At 64.2% G+C, this 23,888-nt stretch carries 26 protein-coding genes; 11 read left to right on the top strand and 15 right to left on the bottom strand.

Features of this window, described 5'->3' with window-relative positions:
• Window positions 1–84: 84 nt before the first annotated feature.
• Complete coding sequence (locus U873_RS0117695; RefSeq protein WP_025129508.1) at window positions 85–1,626, bottom strand: sensor histidine kinase KdpD; 1,542 nt, start codon at window positions 1,624–1,626, stop codon at window positions 85–87.
• The gene (locus U873_RS0117700; protein ID WP_025129509.1) at window positions 1,623–2,336 is read right to left on the bottom strand and encodes a response regulator transcription factor; all 714 of its coding nucleotides are present in this window, start codon (window positions 2,334–2,336) and stop codon (window positions 1,623–1,625) included. Before U873_RS0117700 ends, U873_RS0117695 begins: the two co-directional genes overlap by 4 nt.
• A gap of 152 nt (window positions 2,337–2,488) precedes the next feature.
• On the opposite strand from U873_RS0117700, the gene msrB reads away from it, so the two are divergent.
• The 4 genes from msrB (at window position 2,489) to U873_RS0117720 (ending at window position 6,504) form a co-directional block, all read left to right on the top strand.
• The gene (gene msrB, locus U873_RS0117705; RefSeq protein WP_025129510.1) at window positions 2,489–3,007 is read left to right on the top strand and encodes a peptide-methionine (R)-S-oxide reductase MsrB; all 519 of its coding nucleotides are present in this window, start codon (window positions 2,489–2,491) and stop codon (window positions 3,005–3,007) included.
• A gap of 44 nt (window positions 3,008–3,051) precedes the next feature.
• The gene (locus U873_RS0117710) at window positions 3,052–4,857 is read left to right on the top strand and encodes a cytochrome c biogenesis protein DipZ (RefSeq protein WP_025129511.1); all 1,806 of its coding nucleotides are present in this window, start codon (window positions 3,052–3,054) and stop codon (window positions 4,855–4,857) included.
• Between the two features lie 114 nt (window positions 4,858–4,971).
• Window positions 4,972–5,670 (top strand): peptide-methionine (S)-S-oxide reductase MsrA, encoded by a 699-nt coding sequence (msrA, locus tag U873_RS0117715; RefSeq protein WP_025129512.1) that lies wholly within the window; start codon window positions 4,972–4,974, stop codon window positions 5,668–5,670.
• A 90-nt stretch (window positions 5,671–5,760) separates the two neighbouring features.
• Window positions 5,761–6,504 (top strand): hypothetical protein, encoded by a 744-nt coding sequence (locus U873_RS0117720; protein WP_157838098.1) that lies wholly within the window; start codon window positions 5,761–5,763, stop codon window positions 6,502–6,504.
• 7 nt (window positions 6,505–6,511) lie between these two features.
• Here U873_RS0117720 and U873_RS0117725 read toward each other — a convergent pair whose 3' ends face one another.
• Complete coding sequence (locus U873_RS0117725) at window positions 6,512–7,138, bottom strand: SMI1/KNR4 family protein (protein WP_025129514.1); 627 nt, start codon at window positions 7,136–7,138, stop codon at window positions 6,512–6,514.
• A gap of 374 nt (window positions 7,139–7,512) precedes the next feature.
• On the opposite strand from U873_RS0117725, the gene U873_RS0117730 reads away from it, so the two are divergent.
• Together U873_RS0117730 and U873_RS0117735 are read left to right on the top strand one after the other, a co-directional pair.
• Window positions 7,513–7,953 carry a DUF3592 domain-containing protein gene (locus U873_RS0117730; RefSeq protein WP_025129515.1) on the top strand — a complete coding sequence of 147 codons (441 nt, stop codon included), beginning with the start codon at window positions 7,513–7,515 and terminating at the stop codon, window positions 7,951–7,953.
• A gap of 3 nt (window positions 7,954–7,956) precedes the next feature.
• Complete coding sequence (locus U873_RS0117735; protein WP_025129516.1) at window positions 7,957–8,544, top strand: hypothetical protein; 588 nt, start codon at window positions 7,957–7,959, stop codon at window positions 8,542–8,544.
• A gap of 24 nt (window positions 8,545–8,568) precedes the next feature.
• Here the strand turns inward: U873_RS0117735 and U873_RS0117740 are convergent, their stop codons facing one another.
• From U873_RS0117740 to U873_RS0117750, 3 genes are all read right to left on the bottom strand, one after another.
• Window positions 8,569–9,816 (bottom strand): aspartate aminotransferase family protein, encoded by a 1,248-nt coding sequence (locus U873_RS0117740; RefSeq protein WP_025129517.1) that lies wholly within the window; start codon window positions 9,814–9,816, stop codon window positions 8,569–8,571.
• Window positions 9,817–9,951: 135 nt separating this feature from the next.
• Window positions 9,952–10,542 (bottom strand): DedA family protein, encoded by a 591-nt coding sequence (locus U873_RS0117745; RefSeq protein WP_025129518.1) that lies wholly within the window; start codon window positions 10,540–10,542, stop codon window positions 9,952–9,954.
• Window positions 10,543–10,768: 226 nt separating this feature from the next.
• On the bottom strand, window positions 10,769–11,278 hold the full coding sequence (locus tag U873_RS0117750) for a DUF2938 domain-containing protein (RefSeq protein WP_025129519.1): 510 nt from the start codon (window positions 11,276–11,278) through the stop codon (window positions 10,769–10,771).
• Window positions 11,279–11,386: 108 nt separating this feature from the next.
• Here U873_RS0117750 and U873_RS0117755 point away from each other — a divergent pair, with 108 nt between their 5' ends.
• Both U873_RS0117755 and U873_RS0117760 read left to right on the top strand, forming a co-directional pair.
• Window positions 11,387–12,052, top strand: coding sequence for a metalloregulator ArsR/SmtB family transcription factor (locus tag U873_RS0117755; protein ID WP_025129520.1), 666 nt, complete (start codon window positions 11,387–11,389; stop codon window positions 12,050–12,052).
• A gap of 215 nt (window positions 12,053–12,267) precedes the next feature.
• Window positions 12,268–14,310, top strand: coding sequence for a c-type cytochrome (locus U873_RS0117760; RefSeq protein ID WP_025129521.1), 2,043 nt, complete (start codon window positions 12,268–12,270; stop codon window positions 14,308–14,310).
• Window positions 14,311–14,459: 149 nt separating this feature from the next.
• Here U873_RS0117760 and U873_RS0117765 read toward each other — a convergent pair whose 3' ends face one another.
• Window positions 14,460–14,864, bottom strand: coding sequence for a hypothetical protein (locus U873_RS0117765; protein ID WP_025129522.1), 405 nt, complete (start codon window positions 14,862–14,864; stop codon window positions 14,460–14,462).
• Window positions 14,865–14,991: 127 nt separating this feature from the next.
• On the opposite strand from U873_RS0117765, the gene U873_RS0117770 reads away from it, so the two are divergent.
• Window positions 14,992–15,576 (top strand): hypothetical protein, encoded by a 585-nt coding sequence (locus U873_RS0117770; RefSeq protein WP_025129523.1) that lies wholly within the window; start codon window positions 14,992–14,994, stop codon window positions 15,574–15,576.
• 5 nt (window positions 15,577–15,581) lie between these two features.
• On the opposite strand, the gene U873_RS0117775 is transcribed toward U873_RS0117770, so the two are convergent.
• The 3 genes from U873_RS0117775 to U873_RS0117785 are packed head-to-tail and all read right to left on the bottom strand — an operon-like array spanning window position 15,582 to window position 18,391.
• Window positions 15,582–15,947, bottom strand: a complete 366-nt coding sequence (locus tag U873_RS0117775; protein ID WP_025129524.1) for a hypothetical protein — start codon at window positions 15,945–15,947, stop codon at window positions 15,582–15,584.
• A 24-nt stretch (window positions 15,948–15,971) separates the two neighbouring features.
• Complete coding sequence (locus U873_RS0117780; protein WP_025129525.1) at window positions 15,972–16,430, bottom strand: hypothetical protein; 459 nt, start codon at window positions 16,428–16,430, stop codon at window positions 15,972–15,974.
• Between the two features lie 35 nt (window positions 16,431–16,465).
• Window positions 16,466–18,391, bottom strand: a complete 1,926-nt coding sequence (locus U873_RS0117785; RefSeq protein ID WP_025129526.1) for an alkaline phosphatase D family protein — start codon at window positions 18,389–18,391, stop codon at window positions 16,466–16,468.
• A gap of 474 nt (window positions 18,392–18,865) precedes the next feature.
• Here U873_RS0117785 and U873_RS37600 point away from each other — a divergent pair, with 474 nt between their 5' ends.
• Window positions 18,866–19,165 carry a DUF3077 domain-containing protein gene (locus tag U873_RS37600; RefSeq protein ID WP_371261316.1) on the top strand — a complete coding sequence of 100 codons (300 nt, stop codon included), beginning with the start codon at window positions 18,866–18,868 and terminating at the stop codon, window positions 19,163–19,165.
• Here U873_RS37600 and U873_RS0117795 read toward each other — a convergent pair.
• Together U873_RS0117795 and U873_RS0117800 are read right to left on the bottom strand one after the other, a co-directional pair.
• Window positions 19,060–20,721, bottom strand: coding sequence for an FMN-binding glutamate synthase family protein (locus tag U873_RS0117795; protein ID WP_025129527.1), 1,662 nt, complete (start codon window positions 20,719–20,721; stop codon window positions 19,060–19,062). The genes U873_RS37600 and U873_RS0117795 overlap by 106 nt on opposite strands.
• Before the next feature lie 74 nt (window positions 20,722–20,795).
• Entirely contained in the window at window positions 20,796–21,281 is a 486-nt protein-coding gene (locus U873_RS0117800) for an acyl-CoA thioesterase (protein WP_025129528.1), read from the bottom strand.
• A 364-nt stretch (window positions 21,282–21,645) separates the two neighbouring features.
• Between U873_RS0117800 and U873_RS0117805 the strand changes: the two genes are divergently transcribed.
• Window positions 21,646–22,323 (top strand): MarC family NAAT transporter, encoded by a 678-nt coding sequence (locus U873_RS0117805; protein ID WP_025129529.1) that lies wholly within the window; start codon window positions 21,646–21,648, stop codon window positions 22,321–22,323.
• Window positions 22,324–22,432: 109 nt separating this feature from the next.
• Here U873_RS0117805 and U873_RS36705 read toward each other — a convergent pair whose 3' ends face one another.
• The 3 genes from U873_RS36705 to U873_RS0117815 all read right to left on the bottom strand — a co-directional run bounded on the left by U873_RS36705 (window position 22,433) and on the right by U873_RS0117815 (window position 23,804).
• On the bottom strand, window positions 22,433–22,600 hold the full coding sequence (locus U873_RS36705) for a hypothetical protein (protein ID WP_157838099.1): 168 nt from the start codon (window positions 22,598–22,600) through the stop codon (window positions 22,433–22,435).
• A 153-nt stretch (window positions 22,601–22,753) separates the two neighbouring features.
• The gene (locus tag U873_RS0117810) at window positions 22,754–23,029 is read right to left on the bottom strand and encodes a hypothetical protein (protein WP_025129530.1); all 276 of its coding nucleotides are present in this window, start codon (window positions 23,027–23,029) and stop codon (window positions 22,754–22,756) included.
• On the bottom strand, window positions 23,016–23,804 hold the full coding sequence (locus U873_RS0117815) for a VacJ family lipoprotein (protein ID WP_025129531.1): 789 nt from the start codon (window positions 23,802–23,804) through the stop codon (window positions 23,016–23,018). The genes U873_RS0117810 and U873_RS0117815 overlap by 14 nt, the downstream gene beginning before the upstream one ends.
• Window positions 23,805–23,888: the final 84 nt, after the last annotated feature.

Consider the following 23,888-nt stretch of genomic DNA (forward strand, 5'->3'; position numbering starts at 1 on the left):
GGCCCTTCAGGGTCGGCGCGGACCGGCGCTCGATGGCGGGTATCGGTCGATACATCGCCATGTTCGGTCGCCTTCAGGTGCCACTCAGGTTGTGCCGGAATGGGCCGGATTGCCCCGGGATTGTCCGGCCCAGGCCTTGGCCGTAGGCAGATCCTGCGGCAAGGCAAAGCGAAAGCTCGCGCCGCGCCCGGGCACATCCAGCAGCTCGATGGTCACCCCGTGCAGTTGCAGGATACGGTGCACGATGCGCAACCCGAGGCCGCCGTCGCGGCGCGCACCGCCGATAGTGAATGGCCGCAGGAACAGTCCCTCCCGCAGCTCCGGGGCAATGCCCGGGCCGTTGTCGCTGACGATCACCAGCACCTGGGAACCGTCCGCCTGCAGGCTGATGTCGATCTCGCCCCCGGCGGGGACATGGCGCAGGGCGTTGTCGAACAGATTGGTCAACACGCGCTCGATCAGCCCGAGGTCGGCGCACACGCCCCAGGCCCCCGGGGCGAATTGCGCCTTGAGCCGCACTTGCCGCGCTTCGGCCCCCAGTTCGAATTTCTGGAAGATGTCCTGCACCAGGTCGCTCAGGGAAAACCTCTCGAGCACCGGCTCGACGAAACCATGCTCCAGGCGTACCAGCTCCAGCAGCGCCTGGGCCAGGCCACTGACCTTGCGGCTCTGGTCGAGGGCGATGCCCAGGTAGCGCCGGCGCTCTTCGGGGCTCAGGCTGGCGTCCTTGAGCGATAGGGTTTCCAGGTAGCCGTGCAGCGACGACAGTGGCGTGCGCAGGTCGTGGGAAATGTTCGCCACCAGTTCCCGGCGCTCCTGGTCCTGGCGGGTCAGGGAGCGCCATTGCTGATTGAGGCGGGCCTGCATCTGGCGGAAGGTGGCGTCGAGCACGGCGATCTCGTCGTGGCTGCTGCTGTCCTTCGGCGCCTCGGACAGGGTCTGTGTCGGGAGCGGACCATCGATGGCCGGGGCACCGTCGATATCGAAACCGCTGACCCGCTCGGTGAGGGTGCGCAATGGCCGGGTGATCAGGGCAAAGGCGGTCAGGCCGGCGATCAGGCACAGCAGGGCCACCAGGGCAATGGACCACAGGGCAATGTTCAGCGCCGCGCTGGTGGCGCCACGCTCGGCGAAGCGGTCGTGCGCTTCACTGAGCAGCACCACGTACAGGTAGCCGGCCTGCTGGCCGCCCACCATCAAGGGCGCTGCGCTGAACACCTTGCGTCCGTCCGGGCTGCGCGGGTCGTCGCCGAGGATCGGCAACGGGTCGCCCTTGAGCAGGCGCTGTACCGGGGCCAGGTCCACCTGCTGGCGGCGCAGGCGCCCGGCCGGGGCGGCGTTGCCGACGATCCGCCCCTGGGGATCGAGCAGGTACACCTCGACACTGGGGTTGACCAGCATCAGCTGGCTGAACAGCTCCCGCAGGGCGTTGGGCATCAGGCCGTTGGCGTCCATCAATTGGGTGTCCTGGGCAATGTGCGCCGCCAGGTCCCGGGACAGGCCCTGCACCACTTCCAGTTCGTGCATGCGGCTGGCGCGTACCTGCAGCCAGGCCGAGGTGGAGCAGCACACCAGCAACAGCAGGGCGAACACCAGGGACAGGCGCTGGGTCAGGGTCAGCCTCATGTCGGCTCCTGGACGGCGAACTTGTAGCCGCGACCCCAGACCGTGAGGATCCGCGCCGGTTGCGTCGGGTCGTGCTCGATCTTGGCCCGCAGGCGATTGATGTGGGTGTTGACCGTGTGCTCGTAGCCTTCGTGGTTGTAGCCCCATACGGCGTTGAGCAGGTCCATGCGCGAGAACACCTTGCCCGGCTGGCGGGCGAAGAAGTACAGCAGGTCGAACTCCCGCGGCGTGAGCTCCAGGCGCCGTCCCTCAAGGGCGACGTCGCGGGTCAGGGGATCGATGGCCAGACCGTCGATGTCCAGGCTGCCGCTGTCCAGCTTCAGGTTGCGCGCCAGGGCGTCGACCCGGCGCAGCAGGGCCTTGACCCGGGCGACCAGCTCGAGCACGGAGAACGGCTTGGCCAGGTAGTCGTCGGCCCCCAGCTCCAGGCCGAGGATGCGGTGCATCTCGCTGGAGCGCGCGCTGGTGATGATGATCGGCGTGTAGCGGGCCATGGCCCGGGCCCGGCGGCAGATCTCCAGGCCGTCGACCCCGGGCAGCATCAGGTCGAGGATCAGCGCATCCCAGCCGCCCTGTTCCAGCAGGCGCAGGCCTTCGTTGCCGTCGGCGCTGTGCACCACATCCAGTTGCTCGTCCCGCAGGTGCAGGGCAATCAGGTCGGCAATGTGCTGGTCGTCCTCGACCACCAGCACGCGTTTGGCTTGTTCCATCGACACTCGGCCTCACAGGGGGCAATGGGCGCATTGTGCGGTGTTTTACCGCGGCCAGTTATCACGAATTGTTTAACTGCGCGTGAGGATTTGGCGATCACCCGAAGCTTAGGCTCTGTTCAAACCCACGACGTCGATTTCGGGAGACGCTGATGTTCACACGGCGACAGTTTCTGCTGGCAGGGGGCAGCCTCGGGGTCGCCGCCCTGGCCCTTGAGGTTCTGCCACGCCTGGGGGGCGATGCCCTGCTGAGCGAGCCGGCGGTTGCCGAGGAGGCCTTCGAGGTCAGCCACAGCGACCGCGAGTGGCGCGACCTGCTCAGCGCCGAGCAGTACCAGGTACTGCGCAAGCAAGGCACCGAACGGGCCTACAGCAGCCCGCTGAACGATGAGCATCGCGCCGGCACCTTCAGTTGTGCCGGTTGCCAGCTAGCGTTGTTTCCATCTGCCAACAAGTTCGACAGCCACACCGGCTGGCCGAGTTTCTGGGCCCCCCTGGAACACGCGGTGGCCGAGCGTTCCGACCGGGCCTTCGGCCTGCAGCGCACCGAGGTGCATTGCCGGCGCTGTGGCGGCCACCTGGGGCATGTGTTCGACGATGGCCCGGCGCCCACCGGCCTGCGCTACTGCATGAACGGGCTGGCCATGAACTTCATCGCGCAAGCGGCCTGAGGCCGGGTCCCAGGCTTGTTTTTCAATTACTTAAGGACGACGTCATGTGGCTACTGCTACTCGCTTATCTGGGCGGTGTACTGACCATTCTCAGCCCGTGCATTCTGCCGGTATTGCCCTTTGTCTTCGCTCGCACCGGGCAGCCGTTTTTGCGCAGTGGCTTGCCGCTGCTGCTGGGGATGGCCCTGACCTTTGCCGTGGTCGCCACCCTGGCGGCAGTGGGCGGCGGCTGGGTGGTGCGAGTCAATCAGTACGGTCGCTGGCTCGCGTTGCTGTTCGTTGCGCTATTCGCGCTGACGCTGCTGCTGCCGCGGCTGGCCGAAAGGCTGACCCGGCCCCTGGTGGCCATGGGCGCAAGGCTGTCGGAGGCTGCCGGCCACGACCCACGGCCGCGGCCCGGCGCTTCGTTATTGATCGGCGTCGCCACGGGCCTGCTGTGGGCACCCTGCGCCGGGCCGATTCTCGGCTTGCTGCTGACCGGCGCCGCGCTGCAGGGGGCCAACATCGGTACCAGCCTGCTGCTTCTGGCCTACGCCGCCGGGGCTGCTTCCTCGCTGGCCATGGCCCTGCTGCTGGGCGGCAAGCTATTGACCGCCATGAAGCGTTCCCTCGGCGCCGGTGAATGGCTGCGCAAGGGCCTGGGGGCGGCGATGCTGGCGGGCGTGGTGGCGATTGCCATGGGCTGGGACACGGGAATTCTGGCGCGAGTCTCCACGGCGTCCACCGGTGGCCTGGAGCAGGCCCTGGTGGGGCGCCTGCTGGGTGCTCCACAAGATCAGGGTGGAGCGATGATGGCGCAGAACCTGCCTGCCGCCGATCAGCCAGATGCCGCAATGCTGGCGGCTGGCGGCGCGATGAACAGGGCCGCGGGAGCTTCGCAGTTACCGGTGCAAGGCCAACTACCAGCCCTGGACGGCGCGGTGCAATGGTTGAACTCGCCGCCCCTGAGCGCCGAGGCACTCAAGGGCAAGGTGGTGCTGGTGGATTTCTGGACCTACTCCTGCATCAATTGCCTGCGCAGCCTGCCCTACGTCAAGGCCTGGGCCGAGAAGTACCGCGACCAGGGGCTGGTGGTGATCGGCGTGCACGCACCGGAGTTCGCCTTCGAACGGGACGTGGCCAATGTCACCAAGGCCATGGAGGACCTGGGCATCAGCTACCCGGTGGCGATCGACAATGACTACCGGATCTGGCGCGCCTTCAACAATCAGTACTGGCCGGCGCACTACTTCGCCGATGCCCAGGGGCGGATTCGCTATCACCACTTCGGCGAGGGGCAGTACGCCGAGTCGGAGCGGGTGATCCAGCAACTGCTGCGCGAGGCCGGCAATGCCAAGGTGGCCGGCGGCCTGATCCAGGCCGACGCCCAGGGCGTGCAACAGGCGGCGGACATGGGCGAGGTGCAATCGCCGGAAACCTACCTGGGTTACCAACGCGCGGAGAACTTCGTGCCCCAGGCTAGCCTGGCCCCGGACACCGTGGCCGCGTACAGCGTACCCCGCGATCTGGCGTTGAACGACTGGGGCTTGCGTGGGCAATGGAAGGTCGGGGCCGAGAGCGCCCTCGCCACGGCGCCGGGAGCCGCGGTGGTGTATCGCTTCCATGCCCGTGACCTGCACCTGGTGCTGGGGCCGGGGGCCGATGGCAAGCCGGTGCGCTTCAAGGTGCTGATCGATGGCCAGGCGCCGGGCCCGGCCCACGGTGTGGATGTGGCTCCCGACGGCAGCGGCCAGGTCACCGAGCAACGTTTGTATCAACTGGTGCGTCAGTCGGGGGACATCACCGATCACAGCTTCAGCATCGAATTTCTCGACCCGGGCGTGGCGGCTTACGCCTTTACCTTTGGTTGAAAAACCCTAGAGCCAGGCAGGCTGGTGGCGTCCGGACTCACCGCGAAACCCTCGCGGGCCTGGATACCCGGGCGCCCCCAGAACCTGCGACAGCGACAACAGGAGCACGCAGGCATGAAGCGTTTCTGGGCGGTACTGATGACAGTGATGGCGCTGGGCGGAGCAGGGCAGAGCCAGGCTTTCTCCTTCGGCGGCTCCGAAGAGGCCGTGGCGCTCGCCCCTCCGGTGCTGGATGAAACCAATCAGGCCAGCAGTGAAACGGCGGTGTTTGCCGGAGGCTGTTTCTGGGGCGTGCAAGGCGTGTTCGCCCACGTCAAGGGTGTGCAGCGCGCGGTTTCAGGTTACGCCGGAGGTTCGGCAGACAGCGCGCAATACGAGCGGGTCAGCGACGGTGACACTGGCCATGCCGAATCGGTGCAGGTGACCTTCGATCCGGCCCAGGTCAGCTACGGCAGCTTGCTGCAGATCTATTTCTCGGTGGCCCACAACCCCACCGAGCTCAACCGCCAGGGGCCGGACAGCGGCACCCAGTATCGCTCGGCGCTGTTCCCTCAATCGGCCGAGCAACAGCGGGTGGCCCAGGCCTATATCGCCCAGCTGGATGCGGCCCATGGGTTCGACAAACCCATTGTCACCCGTTTGGAAACTGGCCAGACGTTTTACCCGGCAGAGGATTATCACCAGGACTTTCTAACTGAACACCCCACTTATCCTTACATCGTGATCAACGACCTGCCCAAGGTCGCGCACCTCAAACAGCTGTTTCCAGAGCGATATCAGCAGCAGCCGGTATTGGTGAAAACCGGGCGCTAAGGCTTTGCCCCAGGTGGCCGAAACAGCGACAGGAACAAGGCGTAATCTCGCGCCTGGCTGTTGAGCCGTCCGCCGTGCCCGGGGCATTTCATGCAAAGGATGCTGTGCAGTGTCTTGAGTCTGGTGATGGTGGTTTCATTGCTCGACGGTTGTACCGCGACGCCGGTCAAACCCAGACCGACAGTCACCGGGCCTCAGGTGTATGGCTATCCCCTCAATCAACCGCTGCCCGAGGCGCAGATGCGGCGGCTGAGCTACTCCGGAAAGCACTTTGACGGCAGCCTCAGGCTGTATCAGCAGGTCTTGCCGGATGGCAGTCAGTTCGGCTTCTACCTGGATGCCGGCCAATGGCTGGAGGCGCTGAGCAGAACCAGCCGGGGGTTCGACACCCAGAGCGAGTGCCTGGCTGCCCAGCAGGCAGACGAAATGCAGCTCAAGACCCTGATCGATGAGTTCAATGCCCGGCAGGCGCGTGCTGACGGCGCGCCGCGCCAAGAGGGCGATGTCTACGTCGGCCAGGCGTTGCAGGCCTGCCAGCGTATGGGAGGGCCAGGTCCGGAGGCTGAGGCCTTGCGCTATACCCTGTGGGCCACCATGCAAACCCAAGCCCCGGAGGCTGAGCCAGGTTCGCCGGGCAAGGTCGAGGCTGCCCATTCCTCGGTGGGGGACGTGGTGGTGATCGTGGCTGTTGGGGTCGTGCTGGCTGTCGTGGTGGTCGCGGCGGTGGCCGTGGGTGGATGGGCAGGCCCCTGCATCAACATCAATACCGCCAAGGGTGACGCAGGCGCCTGCGAGAGGATGCGGGAGCAGGAGCTTCAGAAAAGAGGCTACTGATGCGCGTTCAATAGCGCCACTTGCGTATCAGCTCCTCGCCATAGCGCTGGCTGATCAGCGCCTCGACGCCGTCATCGTCGTCGTAGACCTCGCCCAGTGTCAGCAGCATCAACGCGTCCAGGTAGTCTTCGGGAGATTCGAAGAAGCGTGTCAGCGCTATGCCCGTGTCGTGGTCGAAGTAGTAGACCGCGCCGCTATCCCGTTCAAAGCAGAACAGGTTGCCGTTGCCCAGGTAGTCGCCGAATGCGATCAACCGTCGAGCCAGTGGCAGGTCCAGATCGTCCCCGGAGATATCGACAATCCCGGGGTAGGCCTCCAGCAGTGGCTGGATCGCAACGCTGCCGGGTTCGACGCTGCACAGGGTTTCCGCCAGGGACAGGACCCCCAGTTGCCGGTGGTAGTCGCGCAGTGACGCCGGCAACCGACAGCCCAGGCGCTGCTCCAGTGCCAACAAGGCCGCTTCGCTGACAGGGGTCAATTGCGGCTCGTTGACGTGGCCTTCCCACAAGGCGCCGTAGGCGCCGATCACCGCCAGATACCAACTCAGTCGTGCGGCCTGATCGGGCAGAGCCGGCCAGGCCAGGGGCGGGCAGCCGGCAGGGGGCCATTGCTCGGAAGGGGGGAGGTCGGTCATGCAGCGTCCTTGCGGTGTGTTTTGTGCGGGGCAATCTTATCCATCGCCCCTGGGCCCGGGTCAACAGTAGTTGTGTGGATTGTTTGTGCTGCTGCACGCTGTTCGCCTGTGGCCCTCCCCAGTGCGTGCTGAAAAAAAACAGCTGAATCCGGCGCTGGTTTAGGAACTTCCGTCGACTATGGCAGACAAATCTCACCAAGGTATCGCCCGTCTAGTGATTGACCCGCTCGTGCTTCAACAAGCGCTTGCCGGCAGTCATGGGGGACCTGAACGCTGTTGCCGGCGGGTATCCACACCCTGGCAATGGTTTTTCCAGGCGGAGGTTTCTTGCTATCGTGGCCTCCCTCTTTCACGGACGAATATCGAGACAGCCCATGGCTAACTCCACCCCGTCACGCCTCGGCAAGGTCTTCCAGGGCCTGCTGTTCGCCCTGATCGGCATCGGCCTGCTGGTCATCGCCGTCAACCTCAGCCTCGACCGCCGCGAATTCCTCGCCAGCGCGCAGACCGCCGACGGCATCGTCAGCGACCTGAACGCCGGAGGCTCGCACCCCGAGATCGCCTTTACCACCGGCACTGGCGAGAAGATTTCCTACCCTCAGGGCGGCTTTATCTTCGGCTATCAGAAGGACCAGCCGGTGCGGGTGTACTACCTGCCCCAGCAACCGGCCAACAGCGCCATCATCGATGATCCGGCGGCACTCTGGGGCACCTCGGGCGTCCTGGGTTTCATCGGCCTGATATTCACCATCGCCGGCCTGCTGGGTGTCATCAGCCAGCGTGGGCGAACCTCGCAACGCGCAAAAGGACTTTGAACCATGACCCTGAGCATTCCGATTCCGGTCAACGAAAGTAAATGGCTGTACCAGACCGCCAGCGGCGGTGGCCTGACCGTGGCCCTGGTGGCCGGCAGCGGCGGTTCGATCATCCTGCGCTCGCCCCAGGGCAAGGACATCAGCTATCGCTATGGCGGCCTGGGCGTGGGCGTCGGTTTTGGCGCGCGCTTGCCGCGTTTCGGCAAGGTCAATATCCAGGTCAAGGGCAAGAGCGTTGCTGGCGCCGGCGCGGCTGAGGCCTTTCCCAGCACTGGCAAGGTGTTTGTCAGCGATGCCCTGGTCAGCCGCGACCTGACCGAAGACGACGTTACCGGTCCTTGCCTGTACACCGAAGTCGGAGCCGGGCTGGTGGTGGGCGGTTCGGCCACGGCCCTGCTGTTCGGCCTGGACCCCAAGCTGTTGGCGCTGTCGGTAGCCCTCAGTAGCAACCCGCTGGCTTCGGCCTTTGCGTCGTCCCGGGTCAACGAGCAACTGCTGCGCTCGGCCAAGGGCGCACTGGTGATGGCCGGCATGAATGCCGGCGTACAGGCGGGCGGTGGTGCAGCCGTCTACATGGGCTATCTGTTCTAGCCGTCCCTTCCGGCGTGCCTGGGGTCACAGGCGCGCCAGGCACTCCTGCAGAATATCCAACCCCTCTTCGAACACCTCAGGCTCGGTGGTCAGGGGGGCGAGCAGGCGAATGATATGCCGCGACTTGCCGCTGGGCATCAGCAGCAGGCCGGCTTCCCGGGCGCTGTTCAGCAGGCTGCCGAGGTGTTCCGGTGCCGGTTCGCCCTGGGCATTCACCAACTCGATGCCGCGCATGGCGCCGACCCCGGTCAGGCGGCCGAGAGCAGCTGTGAGTCCGCGCTCTTTCCACGCCTGATAACGCTCGACAATCATCCGCTCCTGAAGCTCGCCCCACTGTTGCAGGTGCTCGTCGGTCATCTCTTCCAGGGTCGCCAGGGCGGCCGCGCAGGCCATCGGATTGCCCGAATAGGTGCCGCCCAGGCCACCCTTGGGCAACACGTCGAGCAGGGCCTGGCGACCAACCACGGCGCCCAGCGGCACCCCGCCGCCAATGCTCTTGCCCAGCAGGATCAGGTCCGGCTCGATGCCCAGTCGCGAGAAGGCGAAGCGCTGCCCGGTACGACCGAAGCCGGACTGGATCTCGTCGGCGATCAACAGGATTCCATGCGCATCGCAGAACTGGCGCAAGGCCCGGGCGAACGAGGCGTCCAGGGCCAGGAAACCGCCTTCGCCCTGCACCGGTTCGAGGATGAAGCAGGCCACCTCCTCGACATCGATCTCCACGCTGAACAACCGTTGCATGGCCTTCAAGGCTTCGTCGCAGCTGACCCCGTTGTCGGCACTGGGGTAGGGCAGGTGGTACACCGGGCCGGGCAAGACACCGACCTTCTGCTTGTAGGGCGCGACCTTGCCGTTGAGGTTGAGGGTGGCCAGGGTGCGACCGTGGAAGCCGCCGTCAAAGGCGACCACGGCACTGCGCCCGGTGGCGCCGCGGACGATCTTCAGGGCATTCTCCGCAGCCTCGGCGCCGCTGTTGGTGAGCATGCCGCTGACCGGGTAGCTGACCGGGATGAAGGCCGCCAGGCGTTGCATGAATTCGATGTAGGGAGCGTGGGGCGCGGCATTGAAGGCGTAGTGGGTGAGGCGGGTTGCCTGTTCCTGGATCGCGGCGACGATGCGCGGGTGACAGTGCCCGAGATTGAGCACGCCGATGCCGCCGACAAAGTCGATATAGCGCTTGCCGTCGCTGTCCCAGACTTCGGCATTGCGGCCGTGGCTGAGGCAGATCGGGTGAACGGTGGAGATCGAGCGGCTGATGTTCTCGTGGTTCATGGGGACGGGCTCTGTCTGCCGGAAACGAGCGCCTATCTAAGCCGGCCCGGCAGGCTGGCGACAAACGAAATAAAGTCGCCGGGTCAGTATGAAAATTCCCGATGTGCAGCCCGGCAAGCACCGGCCGAGTGCGACTCAGTGCCCCTGTGACGGGGGCGCCTTGCGCCGGGCCCGCCAATGGCGGATCAGTGCGGCCACAGCCACCAGCGCCACCACCGCGATCACGATCGGCAGGCGATAGGGCTTCAGGTCGCCGAACAACTGCTGCAAGGCCTCACCGGCCCAGTACCCGGCGCCGACGAACAGGCTCGCCCAGACCGCAGCGCCCAGCACATTGAGCAAAGCAAAGCGCCAGGGCGCCAGGCCACTGGCACCGATCACCATCGGGCCCACCAGGCGCATGCCGTAGAGAAAGCGTACGGCGAACACCGAGGTCGAGGGGTAGCGCTGGATCAGCCCCTGGACCCGTTCGATGGCTGCCTGATGGCGCTTGAGCCGGGGCAGCAGGCGCGCGCCGCAATAGCGCCCGGTCCAGAACAGCAACTGGTCACCGAGGATTCCGCCGAGGGTGGCCCAGCCCACCACTTGAGCCCACTGCAGGGCGCCCTGGTGCGCGGCCATGCCGCCGAGGATCAATACGGTTTCGCCCTCCAGCAGGCAACCGATGAAGATCACCCAGTAGCCGTAGGCGGCGATCAGCGCGTTGAGATCGAGGTGTTCGAGCATGGGCAGGGCCTTCTGGACTGGGCGCGAAAGCAAGCAGCGCGACAATGATGCGACAAAGAGCTCTGATTCCATCCGCAGGCACAAGTGCCCAGAATATTCATCGGGAGGTAGAACCATGGAGCGAGGTCATGTCATCGGCACCCAGCGTAGACAATGGGGCAGTTTGCCTGCTTCAGCAGCTGATCACTTCCTGCGTATTTGAACGCGTGGTCTCATTGCGCCGAAGTCATACAGTCTGCCCCGGCAGCCACGCCCAGAACATTCCTGCGCCATACAGTCCCAGCCCGAACACCGAATGGGACAGCAGGCTGCGCAGCCGGGCGGTATGGGGCTTGGGCGTGTTGCTCGCAGCTACCCCCAGACCCATGCCCGGTTGCATCAGCAAGAACGGCGCCGCTACCGTCAGTACGCCAATGATCAGGGCCGGAGCCAACGTCGGCTGGTGGGCCCAGCCAGGGCCACAGATCAGCAGCAACAGTGCCGCAAAGATTACGCCGATCAGGTAGTGGGCCAGCCAGCCCAAGGCCTTTTCCCCTGCCACCGGTGCGGCTGCGGCGATGTTCTGGTGCATGAACTGTCCCTTGGGAAAATGGCCGATCCAGCGTCCGACCATGGCCCAGTTGAGCCCGGGGATGTTCAAGGCTCGCGCCAGAAACAGTGTCCAAAGGTCGAGGATCAGGGTGGCACCGGCGCCGATCAGCACGGCCGGTAAAATCAACCTCATGAGGTCTTGCATAAGAACTCCTTCAAGTGTGATGCACTGCGGTTCTGTTGAGTGTATTGCCGTGTTAAGCTTTCATTCAATTTAATGATTGAATGATCAATAAATCAGCAGGAGCTGTCAATGAGCGATTCGCTGTCCCCTCAATTGCCCCTGGCCGACATGGCCGAGCTGGCACGTATTCTCGGGCACCATCACCGCTTGATCCTGCTGGAGCACATCGCTCGCGGTGAGCAGCCGGTGGAGCGCCTGGTGGAGGCCTCAGGCCTTTCAGTGGCCAATACGTCCCAGCACTTGCAGCAACTGCGCCGAGGTGGCTTTGTGCAGACCCGGCGTGATGGCAAGCGCGTGCTCTACAGCCTGGCCCAGGGCCCGCTGGCGCCGCTGCTCGGTGCCTTGCGCCAGTACGTCGACCACAACCACGGGCAGATCCGTGAACTGCTGGCCGACAGCGCGCAGCAACCGACGCGACTGGAAGGCATTTCCCGGGATGAGCTGCGTCAGCGTCTGCAAGAGGGCGGCATGACCCTGCTGGACGTGCGTGCGCCTGAAGAGTTCGCCCGGGGGCATTTGCCGGGGGCGATCAACATTCCCGTGGAGGAACTCGAGCAGCGCCTGGCGGAACTGCCTGCCGGCCAGGAGCTGGTGGCGTACTGCCGCGGGCCCTATTGCGTGCTGTCGCAGCATGCCGCGGCCTTGCTGCGCACCAAGGGCTTCAAGGTGCGTCGGCTGGATGATGGATTCAGCGACTGGCAAGCGGCGGGGCTGGGGGTGGAGAGTACCGAGTAAAAGTGTCGCAGAACCCGACATACAGGACATTGCCCACAGGGCCATGATCCATATCAACGGGCTTTTCAGAAAAATCCGCTATAAGGGAAGCAGCCTCGAACTCACAAGGTATCGGGGCCCGGGCCTGCACCGTGAAGGCCCGAGACAATTAATAAAAACCTTTGTGGACATCGGCCGAGGGGACCACCCCAGGCGGATTTTAAAGGAATAACCTGATGGCTTTATCTTTGTCCCGCCTGTGCCTGCTGGGCGCCGCGTTGCTTTGCATACATCCCGCCCAAGGCAGTGAGCCGACCCCGGCAACTGCCAGCCCTGATTCCGACTTGATCCAGCGTGGCCAGTATGTGGCCCAGCTCGGCGACTGCATTGCCTGTCACACCGCCAAGGGCGGAGCCACCATGGCCGGTGGTCTGGAGTTGAAGACGCCCATGGGCACCATCTACTCCAGCAACATCACGCCGGATAAGGACACCGGTATCGGCAACTACAGCTTCGACGCATTCGATCGTGCGATGCGTGAAGGCGTGACCCCGAACGGCAGCCATTTGTACCCGGCCATGCCGTATCCGTCCTACGCCAAGATGACCGAAGAAGACATGCGCGCGCTCTACGCCTACCTGATGCACGGCGTGGAGCCCGTGGCCCAGGGCAACCTGGAAGCCGACATGGGGTTCCCCTTCAACCAGCGCTGGGGCCTGTGGTTCTGGAACCTGGTGTTCGTCGACAAGCAGCCGTTCAAGGCCGACCCGAACAAGGATGAGCAGCTCAATCGCGGTGCCTACCTGGTCCAGGGCCTGGGCCACTGTGGCTCCTGCCATACCCCGCGGGGCATTGCCTTCCAGGAGAAGGCCATGAGCGACACCGAGTCCGGCGGTCAGCACTACCTGGCCGGCGAGACCGTGGAAGAGTGGCGGGCCCTGAGCCTGCGTAACCTGTGGACTGTGGAAGACACGGTACAACTGCTCAAGACCGGGCAGAACCGCTTTGCCACGGTGTCCGGCAACATGGCCGATGTGATCCACCACAGCACCCAGCACTTCACCGATGCCGACCTGACCGCCATCGCCGCCTATCTCAAGTCGCTGCCGGCGGGCAAGGATGACCTGCCCATGCCCGCCGTGGCCCTGACCCCGACGGCGCCACCGAACAACCTGTTCACCTCCCGTGGCGGCCTGGGTTATGCGCAGTTCTGCTCCGACTGCCATCGCCAGGACGGTGCCGGTGTGCCGCAGATGTTCCCGTCCCTGGCGGGCAACCCCAGCGTGGCCTCGGCCAACCCGACCTCGTTGCTGCACATTACCCTGACCGGCTGGCAGACCGCTCAGACCGCTGCCCATCCACGGGTCTACACCATGCCCGGCTTCGCCCAACTGGCGGATGGCGAGATCGCCGAGATCCTCAGTTTTGTGCGCAGCAGCTGGGGCAACAACGGTTCGGCCATCACTGCCGCGCAGGTGAAGAAAATGCGTGCGCAGCTGAGCCCGCAAGTGGAAAGCACCCTGTTCGAAACCCCGCGCCTGGCCAACCTGCTGGCCGCGCCGAACGCCGAACAGGTGGTGCGCGGCATGCGCCTGCACCTGGAGACCAAGGCCCTGCTGCCGGACAACGTCGGCAACTCGCTGAATTGCACCAGCTGCCACCTCAACGCCGGCACCGTGGCCGACGGCTCACCCTTTGTCGGTGTCTCGGCGTTCTTCCCCGGCTACGCGCCGCGGGCGGGCAAGACCATCACCCTGGAAGAGCGCATCAACGGCTGCTTCCGCCGCTCCATGCACGGCAAGCCGCTGCCGGTGAACGGTGCCGACATGCAAGCCATGGTCGCCTACTTCGAGTGGATGAAGATGAACACCCGCCCCGAAGACAAGGTCGCCGGACGCGGCGTGGGCAAGATCGACCCGGCCCTCAAGCCCAATGCCGACAACGGCAAGCAGGTGTACGCCAAGCAATGCGCGGTGTGCCACGGTGCCGATGGCGAAGGCCTCAAGCGCGCCGACGGCAGCCTGATCTTCCCGCCGCTGTGGGGCGACCAGTCGTTCAACATCGGCGCCGGCATGGCCCGCACCTACACCGCGGCAGCCTTCGTCAAACGCAACATGCCCATTGGCTTCCACGAAAAATTCCCCCTGGGCCAGGGCGGCCTCTCGGACCAGGAAGCCCTGGATGTGGCCGAGTACTTCTCCCACCAACCGCGTCCGGACTTCCCCGACAAGGTCAAGGACTGGCCTAACGGCGGGCGTCCGGTGGATGCGCGCTACTGAGGGGCTTCACTGCCGCCGCTAGCCACTGTCGGCGGCGTGAGCGAGCCCGGCGTTCACCGCTCCCAAGGACCTGAGAAGGTTCTTGGGAGATGGCTGTCGGAAACATGGCCTGGGGTTATGAAGGTAGAGCGAGCCCAGGCTGCCAGTGATCAGGCGCCGTGTTTTTTTGCCTGCTCGAGCGCTGACCTGATATGGGGGACGGCGTACTGGCGGTACCAATGGTTCATCCCCTTGATCGCCTGTTGCGCCGGTGCCTTCTCACCGGCACCGATCAACTCGGCGCAGGCCTGGGCCATGGCCACCAGCGCCCGTGCAGACTCGGGTACATAGGGCAGTGAGGCGCCCTGATCGTGGCGTTCCTGGATGATCTGGTAGCGAATGTTTTCCGGCAGGGTCCAGGCGCTGATCAGGAACTCATGGACTGAATAGTCGCGCCCGTCGATCGAGACCCTGGCCGAGCGATATGCCTCGCCATAGCCGGAGTTTTCGATCTGTTCGCAGCTGTCGATCACCGTGTTCATCATGTCGCGGATTTGCTGCCAGTCGGTTTGCATCAGTGCTCCTTGCGGGCCGGGTAAAGGGGTGGAGAAAAATCTCCGGTCGTCCTGTTGGGCTGCTGTAAGATTGCCATTTTTTGCATTGTCCCGACTCCCTTCGCAGTCGACCCATCAAGGATGAATCATGAGGTTTCACTCGCTTTTGTTGCTGGGCCTGACCCTGGGGCTGGGTGGTTGCACCTACTTCTCGACTCTCAAGGCCACCGCCGTGAGTTACCGGGGGCCGGCCGCTGCTGCGGATACCGCGCTTATCCGTATCGTTGCCCAGGGGCTGGTGCGTGGCGTGCCCGACAGCGACTGCATCGACTGGCGCAAGCCCGGCTCGGGGCTGATGGTCAGGCCTCACCGAGGCATCGCTAACCCCAACTTTCGCAACCTGGGCATTGCGATGACGGCCGAGACCGACCGCATGCGTCGCCAGGAGGGTTTTGGCGCCAACGAACTGCGGCTCCCGGCCAATCGTCCCTTTGCTTTCCAGTTCTACAACACCGAGCCGGGAATGAACCGGGACTACAGGGCCGTGTGCGAACAGAGCGTGACCTTCATCCCTGAGCCTGGCGCTACCTATCAGATGGTGTTTCTCCAGGACGGCATGTGCACGGCGCTGCTGCGCAAGATCGACGACCAGGGACGAATGCAGCCGGGGCAGGTGGGCCTCAAGCCCAGTGACTACTGTTCCGCCGATGCCCGGTTGAACGACTCAAGGTAAGCTGTTCAGCGCTCGTAGTGCCGGCAGATCTGCTCCCAGATATAGGCGCCACGAAAGCGGATCCAGCGGATGAACAGACGGTCGCGCAACGCTTGCACACGGCTGTTGCGTCGGCGCTCCAGGCGCTGCTCGATGTCTTCCAGCAACGAGTCGCGATCGAAGCCCATCCAGACCTCCGGGATCACCGCCATCAGGTTGCCGTAGCACACCGGCGCCACTTCGTCGTACAGGATGCGCTGCACTAGCGCCCGGTCGTAGGCCTGGGTTTGCCGGGCAATATGGGCGTAGTCCACCTCGTTATCGACAAAGGCGTCCGACAGCGCGTAGCGGATATCGGCAAGCTGTTGCCCAGTGATCGGGCTGCAAGGCATGGCGGGCTGGGCTCCTTGAGGAGGCTAACAGGGTTGGCCGAACGGGATCCCATTCAAGGTATGGGTGCAGCAGCGGCAATCAGGACTCATGGTCGCTGCGTGCAGATCGGGGTCGACCTTCTGCAGTCGGCCCTGGGCATCGACGTACAAGCCGCTGAAGAAACTGTAGCCGCCGATCCTCACATAGTCCTTCTGTTGGTGCTCATGCAGGGCGACCAGCCAGAAAATCGGATCCTCCCGATCCAGTCGGCTTTTTGTTTCGCTGAATACGGCATCCCACGGTTGGCCTACCCGGCTCAGCAGAAAGCGAAACAGTGGCGTGTAGTCCAGCCCCAAGTGCTTTCCCGAGTGCATGCTGGCGCGCAGGTGTTCGCTGGCGGCCAGGGATTTGCTGTGGCGCTGCCGGGCGTAGGGCGGGTGAAGCTTGTGCCATACGCCTCGGGTTCGAGTGTTGACCTTGCGAAACAGTGGTTGCTTTGCCATGGGCTCATCTTCCTGATTGCCGGTGACCGTGGATTCTATCTCGGGGCAATCATCCGCGTGGGCTGGGTGCCATTGGCATTGTGTTGGTAGATCGCTTCCGGTTGACCCTGTGGGGTGAAAAACACCTGACCGATCCCCGCCGAGTTCCACAATCGCTCCCCGGCCTCCGCGTGCTCGGGCACATGGGGGATCACCTTCATGCGCCGGCGCTTGGTGAACCAGTTCAATGGCGAACGTGGCGAGTAGAGCCAGCGGTTGAGGCGGTCGAACCATTCCAGCAGCGCCGCGGGAAACTCGTTCTTGATGCCGCTGCTGGTGATCTGCCAGATCCGCGGGCCGCCCTGGCGATGGCGGATCAGTACTTCGTAGACGAAGGAATAGTGCACATCGCCGGAGAGAATCACGTAGCTGCCCGGGGTGCGCGAGTGGCGGAAAATATTCAGGATCACCTGGGCCGAACCGCGGTGGGCCATCCAGTTTTCCGCGTCCACCAGCAGCGGGTAGCCGCACCAGCTGAAGACTTTCTGCACCGTCTCGATCAGCTTGACGCCGAAGATCGGCGCCGGGGAGACGATGATCGCCGAGGGATGGTCCAGCAGTTCGTGCTGCAACTCGCTCAGGGCTTCCCAGTCCAGCAGGCCCGAGGGCTGGGACAGGTTGAACTCGCTGCGCCAGCGTCGGGTGCGGGTGTCCAGTACCACCAGCGCCGGGGTGCTGGGCAGTACGTAGTGCCATTGCTGGAAGCGCAGTAGCTGGTCGATCAATTCATCCTGGGCGCGGCAGTCCAGTTGTTGTCGGTGGTGCGCGGTGGCGCTCAAGGCCCGGGTCTGTTCCAGCAGCGGGCCGAAGGCATCCGGGTTGTTGCCCCAGCCCTGGCACAGCAGGTAGGCCAGCAGGGCGTTGCCGATGATGCGCTTGGAAAACGGATGGCCGTAGGCGGTTTCCTCCCATTGGGCACTGAGGTTCCAGTCATCGGTGATGTCGTGGTCGTCGAAGATCATCAGGCATGACAGGTGCGCGCAGACCCGGGCCACACCTCCCAGGCCGCTGACGAAGGCGTCGATATGCCCTTGTTCCTTGCGGTAGCGTGCCTGTTGTTCCGGCGACAGTTGCGGCGGTGTGGGGGTGATCAGGGTCCAGGGCAGCGGCGACCAGACCAGCAGGTACATGGCCAGCACTTCGGCGAAGGTCACCAGGTGGTTGTCGGCATTGCTGCTGGTGAAGATCGGTTTTTTCACCCCGCCAAAAAACCGCTCGCGCAGGGTTTCGTTGCTCTTGAGGGCCGGGAGCAATTCGGCGCGCTGGTAGTAGCTGGCGCGATGCCGATAGAGCGCGGCGCTGTTGTCCACCACCGCGCCTTCCAGGTGTTCGTCGAACAGGCCCAGGCGCTCGATCAAGGCATGAATCGCCCGCAGCATCGGCCCGGCCACGTCATCGGCATACACCTGGTCGCCGCTCATCATCAGCAATGCCGGGCGGGCCGTAGGCTCGGCGGTTTGCGCCAGCAGGCGGTCGGCGCAGAGCAGGCCGTCATTGGCCGGGTGATGGGGCTTGCGGCAGGAACCGTGGAGCAGGTTGTCGATACGGCTATGGAGCACGAACTCTGGCTGGCGCTTGCCGTTGTAGAGCAGGTGTGGCGCCCACTCGGCCATGGCGCAGGCACGCCCATCGGCCTCGCTGAGCAGCAGGTCATAGGCAATCGCCACGTCCTGGGGCAGGGCGTGGTCCAGGGGCACGTCGATCAGGTGGACAAAGGCCTGCAGCCCCACGGGGATGACCTGGCACTGCTGGCTGTCGAGGGGGATGTCCAGCGCCGGGCTAGCGGCAGGCTGCAGCCGCAGAGTCAGCGCCAACGGCCGCGAGCCCACCAGCCACAACACCAGCCGCGTCGGTTCCAGGCGGCGCAGCAGCGGACCGGCGAGAACAGCGGGCAGGGCGGCATCGGGTGTGGTCAGGGGCATGTGCAATGGGGACTCTAGCGGTTCGAAAGGGGCGCAATAGTAGCGCGGTCGATGTTGAAGAAATGTCGGCGGTGAGCATTGGATCAGGGCTTTTGTATCCGATTGTTTATTGGCGCTGGCCGTCATCGCCGCCACTGACAGAATCGTGTATTGGCTCTGGAGTGTCCGGTTTCACCCCGAAGTCGAGCAAGATCTCAAGCCGTTGGGAGCGGCAGAGGCGAGATGAATCCTCAAGGTGATACGCGAGCGCATCGTTGAGGACGAGCCCGAGAAGATCGGCAAGCCCCTTCGCGGGGCGCTTGCCGATTGCCGGCGGATTCGCACAGGAGCTGTTCCATGGACGTTTCGACTCAGTATCTTCACCCCGCCACCCTTTGCACCCGGGCCCACGTCGCAGGTGGGCAATGACCATCAGGACTCAGCTTCGTGCCTTGTGGCGAAGCCCCGCATCCACTGTTCCGGGTCAATCCGGGTGTGCCGCTGCGCGAGGCTCTGGAGCAGGTGTTGCAGTTGCTGTTCCAGGCCAAGCACCTGGCTCGGCAGGCGGCGCTGGAGCGGGATGATCGTTATACCGGGTCCGCACATTGTTTCAGCGAGATGGGCAAGGCCGTGGTGGGACGATCTGTGCCTGGGCTCCTGACCCTACACGCAGCGCTGCCCGCGACCTCTCACGCCACTTCAGTCTCTGCAGGTTCAATCAGCAATTGCCGTTGCTGCTCCGGCCGCGCGGCTTCGAAGCTTTCGGCCTGGGCTGTTGCCCACATGCGCAGGTAGAACTCGCTGCTGCAGCGGCCGTTGAGCAATTCACCGGTCTTGAGGAACACGTGGGTCTGCGAGTAGAGGCGCACTTGGGTGTCGCTCACTCGCCGTACCAGGTGTTCGGCATTCAGTTGCCAAGGGTGCTGCAGGCCGGCGGCGGCGATCATTTCCGAGAGGGCGATCAGGGTGTTGCGGTGGAAGTTGTAGACCCGCGCCGCCTTGTCCGGCACCACCAGTGCCTGTTGGCGCAGCGGGTCCTGGGTGGCAACCCCGGTGGGGCATTTGTTGGTGTGGCAGGACTGGGACTGGATGCAGCCCACCGCGAACATGAAGCCACGCGCCGAGTTGGCCCAGTCGGCGCCCAGGGCCAGCACCGCAGCGATGTCGAAGGCGCTGATGATCTTGCCGCTGGCCCCCAGGCGAATCTTGTCCCGCAGGTTCAGGCCCACCAGGGTGTTGTGGACAAACAGCAAGCCTTCGCGCAGGGGCATGCCGATGTTGTCGCTGAATTCGCGGGGCGCGGCGCCGGTACCGCCTTCGCTGCCGTCGACCACGATGAAGTCCGGCAGGATCCCGCTCTGCAGCATGGCCTTGGCGATGGCCATGAATTCCCAGGGCTGGCCCAGGCACAACTTGAAGCCCACCGGCTTGCCGCTGGACAGTTCGCGCAGCCGGGCGACGAAGCGCAGCAGTTCCAAGGGCGTGGAGAACTCGCTGTGGCGAGCCGGCGAGACACAGTCCTGGTCCATGGACACGCCGCGGGTGCTGGCGATTTCGGCGGTGACCTTGTGCTTGGGCAGAATCCCGCCGTGGCCGGGCTTGGCACCTTGGCTGAGCTTGATCTCGATCATCCGCACCTGGGGGCTCTGGGCCTGGGTGGTGAAGCGTTCGGGATCAAACCGCCCCTGCTCATCACGGCAGCCGAAGTAGCCGCTGCCCAGTTCCCAGATCAGGTCGCCGGCGTGCTCGCGGTGGTAGGGGCTGATACTGCCTTCGCCGGTGTCATGGGCGAAGCCGCCGAGCTTGGCGCCCTTGTTCAGGGCGCGGATGGCGTTGGCGCTGAGGGCGCCGAAGCTCATCGCCGAGATATTGAAGATCGAAGCGCTGTAGGGCTGGCTGCACTGCGGGCCGCCGACGGTGATGCGAAACTCCATGGGGTCGCGGGGTTCGGCCGGGGTCATGGAGTGGCCGATGAATTCGAAGCCGGTCTGGTACACGTCGCGCAGGGTGCCGAAGGCTTTTTCCGCGCTCTGGTTCTTGGCCCGGGCATACACCAGTGAACGCTGGGTGCGGGAAAAGGGCAGTTGTTCGTCATCGCCTTCGAGCAGGTACTGGCGCAGCTCCGGGCGCACCCGTTCCACCAGGTAGCGGATGTTGCCGATCACCGGGTAGTTGCGGCGCACCGCGTGCCGGGTCTGGCGCAGGTCATACAGGCCCAGCAGGCTGAGGGCAGAGGCCACCAGGGTCAGCGGCCACCAACCGGGAACACGCGAGGCCAGCAGCAGGCCGCCGAGGGCCAGGACAATGCACAGGGTGAAGCATGAGTAACGGCTCAATAACGACAGTTTCATGCAGGGTTTCCTTATCACGGTGGCGTGGGTGGGCCATGTTCAGAGCGGCTGCGGCGCGCAGGCGGGTGCGGATGTCAGGCGGGAAGGGTTTTCAGGGCGTCGTAGCGGGCCTGCAGTTCCTGGCGTTGCAGGCGCCGCTGCTGGGCCTTGGCATGGCGGCGTTTTTCCACGGCGGTTTCCGGGGTCAATGGGCGAACCGGCACCGGCGTGCCGTTTTCATCCACCGCGACCATGGTGAAGTAGCAGCTGTTGGTGTGGCGCACGCTGCGTTCGTGGATGTTCTCGGTCATCACCTTGAGCCCGACTTCCATGGAGCTGCGTCCGGTGTAGTTGACCGAGGCGAGGAAGGTCACCAGTTCGCCGATGCGGATCGGTTCGCGGAACATCACCTGGTCCACCGAGAGGGTCACCACGTAGCGCCCGGCATAGCGCTTGGCGCAGGCAAAGGCCACTTCGTCGAGCATCTTGAGCAGGGCGCCGCCATGGACATTGCCGGAGAAGTTGGCCTTGTCCGGGGTCATGAGCACGCTCATGGTCAATTGATAGCTGCCAGGTTCCATGGTGTTCCTCATGCCATCAGTGGAGCGTTGTGGGTGGTCTGTCGCCCCTTCGGGCATGCGGGAGCGGTTTGCACCGGTTTCCTCGCAGTACCGCAGGAATGGCTCTAGCCTGATACTTTGCGCCAGTGGTCAGGCCGTGGCGCTGAGTCTAACAATCGGTTTTTTCGTTAGCTAGCTAACGATTTGTGAGAGTCTTTCTCCGCTTTTGCAACAATGCGACAGAATGTCTCAGTTAGGATTCGGCAACGCAGCCGTGTCCTGACTGCCTTGCGGCTGCGCCTGCAAGGTCCGGCCGGGGCACGGGCAAACACTGGAACGACGACGGCGACCTGCGCTCGATCGTCATGAGCCTTGGGGTGTGTTGATGAATGAGTACCTGCATAACGTGGCAATCGGCCTGGTGGCCGTGTTGCCGGTGGCCAACCCGCTGACCAGCATTTCCCTGCTGCTGGGGCTGGGTTCCAGCCTGTCGGTGGCAGAGCGCAACCGGCAGATCTTCAAGGCCAGCCTGTATGTCGCGCTGATCATGCTGGTGAGTTTCTACGGTGGCAGCCTGGTGATGAAGGTGTTCGGCATCTCCATTCCCGGGTTGCGGATTGCCGGTGGGCTGATCGTGACCTACCTGGGCTTCACCATGCTGTTCCCCAAGAACAACCTTGATGAAACCGCACTGCAGCATGACCTGCTGTCGGACCAGGACAAGGTCCTGCCCAACTACCGCGACCTGTCCTTCGTGCCCCTGGCTCTGCCGGGCACCGCCGGGCCCGGGACCATTGCCTTGATTGTCAGTTCGGCCTCGACCCTGCAATCGACCTACGGTGAAATTCCCTGGGTGATCCACGGCGCGGTGGTCACCGTGACCCTGTTGACGGCGCTGATCTTCTGGGTGGCCCTGCGCTGCTCGGGGCAGATCATGAAGGTGCTCGGCGAATCGGGGATCGATGCGATCTCCAGGGTCGTGGGTTTTCTGCTGGTGGGCATGGGCGTGCAGTTCGTCATCAACGGCGGTCTGGAACTGGTGGCCGGGGCGACGGTGCATTGAGTGCCCGTGCAATGAAGCGTCGTACCGGGACATTCCTCGCCAGGTAAAAAGCCCTCCGCCAGAAACTGGGGGAGGGCTTGCGCGCAAAGCATGATGGAGCTACTCGATATCAATGATCGCCAGTGGCCTTTTGCAGTACCCAGTGGGCTTCACCATTAGGCGTGGGAGGCATGATGTTATTAACGCCGATCGAGCGGGTGTCGTGGGTATTGCCAACAGGATGCCAGGTACCACCTTGCGGGCATTTTTCACCCACTTTTGCTGTGATTGCAGTCATTGTGAATCTCCTTTGGCAGGTCACCGAAATGAGTGACAGAAAGGACATGGCGCTGCATTTTCGTAAAACAATACAGGTCAGATTCATCGTGGCTTTTTCAGAGTTATCCGCTCGAAAGCCAGGATTCAGGTGGCGTCCTGGATACGCTGATCCCTAGGCCATTGCCTTTCGCGGTTCTGTACTCTGCATCAGTGCCTGCGGTTCTCCCTGCTCGATTACCCAGCGCATCAGCTCCGTCACACTGACCCGGTGCTTGCGTTCCACCCAGTGCCGGCCTTCGGGGCTGTAGCGTTCGGTGTAGCGGCTGAGGATCAGGTGCTGCTGATCGATCGACAACTGCAGGCTGACTTCGCGGCAGTGCAGGGCGTTGTCGCCCTGTTTGGCCACGCGTTGCAGCAGGATCAGCGCCGGGTGTTCAGAAGTCATCATGGGTGGAGCCCTCGCAGTGGTGTTTGGCGGGTTCGGTGAGGCCCAACTGGCCTTCACGCACGAAGGCCGCGCGGTGTTCGGCAATGACGCTGCGCATCGCGCCGTAGTAGTCGGGCAGTTGCTGCAAACTGTCGGTGAGCGGCAGCAGGGTGGCGCGGCCATCGATGGTGCCGCCGACCAGGGCCACGGTGTTCAGGGTGCGCAGGGTGTCGCTGTGGTCGCCGAACGGGTCGACCACCAGGTTCAGCACCTTGCCCACCGAGTCACGGCTGTTGCCGTTGCCCAGCAGCGGCAGTTCGACGATGGGGCCGTCGCCGATACCCCAGACGCCGAAGGTCTGGCCGAAGTCGGAGGTGTGGCGCGGGATGCCCGCCGGGTCGGACACGTTGATCAACCCCAGCACGCCCACCGTGGTATTGAGGGCAAAGCGCCCGAGGGTGTTGACCGAGCGCTGCGCATTACCTTGCAGCACATCGTTGATGAAGACCTTGGGCTCGCCGAAGTTGCTCGCGAAGTTGTGTACGCCCTGTTGCATGAAGTCCGGCAGGTGGCGGTAGCCGCGTGCAACCGGGGCCAGGGCGTAGTCGTCGACGGTGCGGTTGAAGGCGAACACGCTGCGGTTGAAGGATTGCGCCGGGTCGTGCACCGCATCGCTGACCGGGGCACAGAGGCTGGCCTCGCGCGGGGGAGGGCTGCTGCAGCCCGCCAGATAGGCTGCACTCAGCAGCAGGGCAGTGTGACGGACAAGGGCGGCGCGACGGTTGAGGACGGGCATGAACGGCAGGGCTCCAAAGGGGGAGGCCGATGCTGGCATGCGCATTTTGCGCAAAGATTTCCTCTTTATTGCGTGGTTGAAGGT

This window comes from Pseudomonas sp. PH1b, assembly GCF_000633395.1.
Lineage (GTDB): Bacteria > Pseudomonadota > Gammaproteobacteria > Pseudomonadales > Pseudomonadaceae > Aquipseudomonas.

What these genes read in the sequence shown, in the direction of transcription:
- U873_RS0117695 (WP_025129508.1), bottom strand. Translation starts at nt 1,626, where the DNA reads ATGAGGCTGACCCTGACCCAGCGCCTGTCCCTGGTGTTCGCCCTGCTG.
- U873_RS0117700 (WP_025129509.1), bottom strand. Translation starts at nt 2,336, where the DNA reads ATGGAACAAGCCAAACGCGTGCTGGTGGTCGAGGACGACCAGCACATT.
- msrB (WP_025129510.1), top strand. Translation starts at nt 2,489, where the DNA reads ATGTTCACACGGCGACAGTTTCTGCTGGCAGGGGGCAGCCTCGGGGTC.
- U873_RS0117710 (WP_025129511.1), top strand. Translation starts at nt 3,052, where the DNA reads ATGTGGCTACTGCTACTCGCTTATCTGGGCGGTGTACTGACCATTCTC.
- msrA (WP_025129512.1), top strand. Translation starts at nt 4,972, where the DNA reads ATGAAGCGTTTCTGGGCGGTACTGATGACAGTGATGGCGCTGGGCGGA.
- U873_RS0117720 (WP_157838098.1), top strand. Translation starts at nt 5,761, where the DNA reads ATGCAAAGGATGCTGTGCAGTGTCTTGAGTCTGGTGATGGTGGTTTCA.
- U873_RS0117725 (WP_025129514.1), bottom strand. Translation starts at nt 7,138, where the DNA reads ATGACCGACCTCCCCCCTTCCGAGCAATGGCCCCCTGCCGGCTGCCCG.
- U873_RS0117730 (WP_025129515.1), top strand. Translation starts at nt 7,513, where the DNA reads ATGGCTAACTCCACCCCGTCACGCCTCGGCAAGGTCTTCCAGGGCCTG.
- U873_RS0117735 (WP_025129516.1), top strand. Translation starts at nt 7,957, where the DNA reads ATGACCCTGAGCATTCCGATTCCGGTCAACGAAAGTAAATGGCTGTAC.
- U873_RS0117740 (WP_025129517.1), bottom strand. Translation starts at nt 9,816, where the DNA reads ATGAACCACGAGAACATCAGCCGCTCGATCTCCACCGTTCACCCGATC.
- U873_RS0117745 (WP_025129518.1), bottom strand. Translation starts at nt 10,542, where the DNA reads ATGCTCGAACACCTCGATCTCAACGCGCTGATCGCCGCCTACGGCTAC.
- U873_RS0117750 (WP_025129519.1), bottom strand. Translation starts at nt 11,278, where the DNA reads ATGCAAGACCTCATGAGGTTGATTTTACCGGCCGTGCTGATCGGCGCC.
- U873_RS0117755 (WP_025129520.1), top strand. Translation starts at nt 11,387, where the DNA reads ATGAGCGATTCGCTGTCCCCTCAATTGCCCCTGGCCGACATGGCCGAG.
- U873_RS0117760 (WP_025129521.1), top strand. Translation starts at nt 12,268, where the DNA reads ATGGCTTTATCTTTGTCCCGCCTGTGCCTGCTGGGCGCCGCGTTGCTT.
- U873_RS0117765 (WP_025129522.1), bottom strand. Translation starts at nt 14,864, where the DNA reads ATGCAAACCGACTGGCAGCAAATCCGCGACATGATGAACACGGTGATC.
- U873_RS0117770 (WP_025129523.1), top strand. Translation starts at nt 14,992, where the DNA reads ATGAGGTTTCACTCGCTTTTGTTGCTGGGCCTGACCCTGGGGCTGGGT.
- U873_RS0117775 (WP_025129524.1), bottom strand. Translation starts at nt 15,947, where the DNA reads ATGCCTTGCAGCCCGATCACTGGGCAACAGCTTGCCGATATCCGCTAC.
- U873_RS0117780 (WP_025129525.1), bottom strand. Translation starts at nt 16,430, where the DNA reads ATGGCAAAGCAACCACTGTTTCGCAAGGTCAACACTCGAACCCGAGGC.
- U873_RS0117785 (WP_025129526.1), bottom strand. Translation starts at nt 18,391, where the DNA reads ATGCCCCTGACCACACCCGATGCCGCCCTGCCCGCTGTTCTCGCCGGT.
- U873_RS0117795 (WP_025129527.1), bottom strand. Translation starts at nt 20,721, where the DNA reads ATGAAACTGTCGTTATTGAGCCGTTACTCATGCTTCACCCTGTGCATT.
- U873_RS0117800 (WP_025129528.1), bottom strand. Translation starts at nt 21,281, where the DNA reads ATGGAACCTGGCAGCTATCAATTGACCATGAGCGTGCTCATGACCCCG.
- U873_RS0117805 (WP_025129529.1), top strand. Translation starts at nt 21,646, where the DNA reads ATGAATGAGTACCTGCATAACGTGGCAATCGGCCTGGTGGCCGTGTTG.
- U873_RS36705 (WP_157838099.1), bottom strand. Translation starts at nt 22,600, where the DNA reads ATGACTGCAATCACAGCAAAAGTGGGTGAAAAATGCCCGCAAGGTGGT.
- U873_RS0117810 (WP_025129530.1), bottom strand. Translation starts at nt 23,029, where the DNA reads ATGATGACTTCTGAACACCCGGCGCTGATCCTGCTGCAACGCGTGGCC.
- U873_RS0117815 (WP_025129531.1), bottom strand. Translation starts at nt 23,804, where the DNA reads ATGCCCGTCCTCAACCGTCGCGCCGCCCTTGTCCGTCACACTGCCCTG.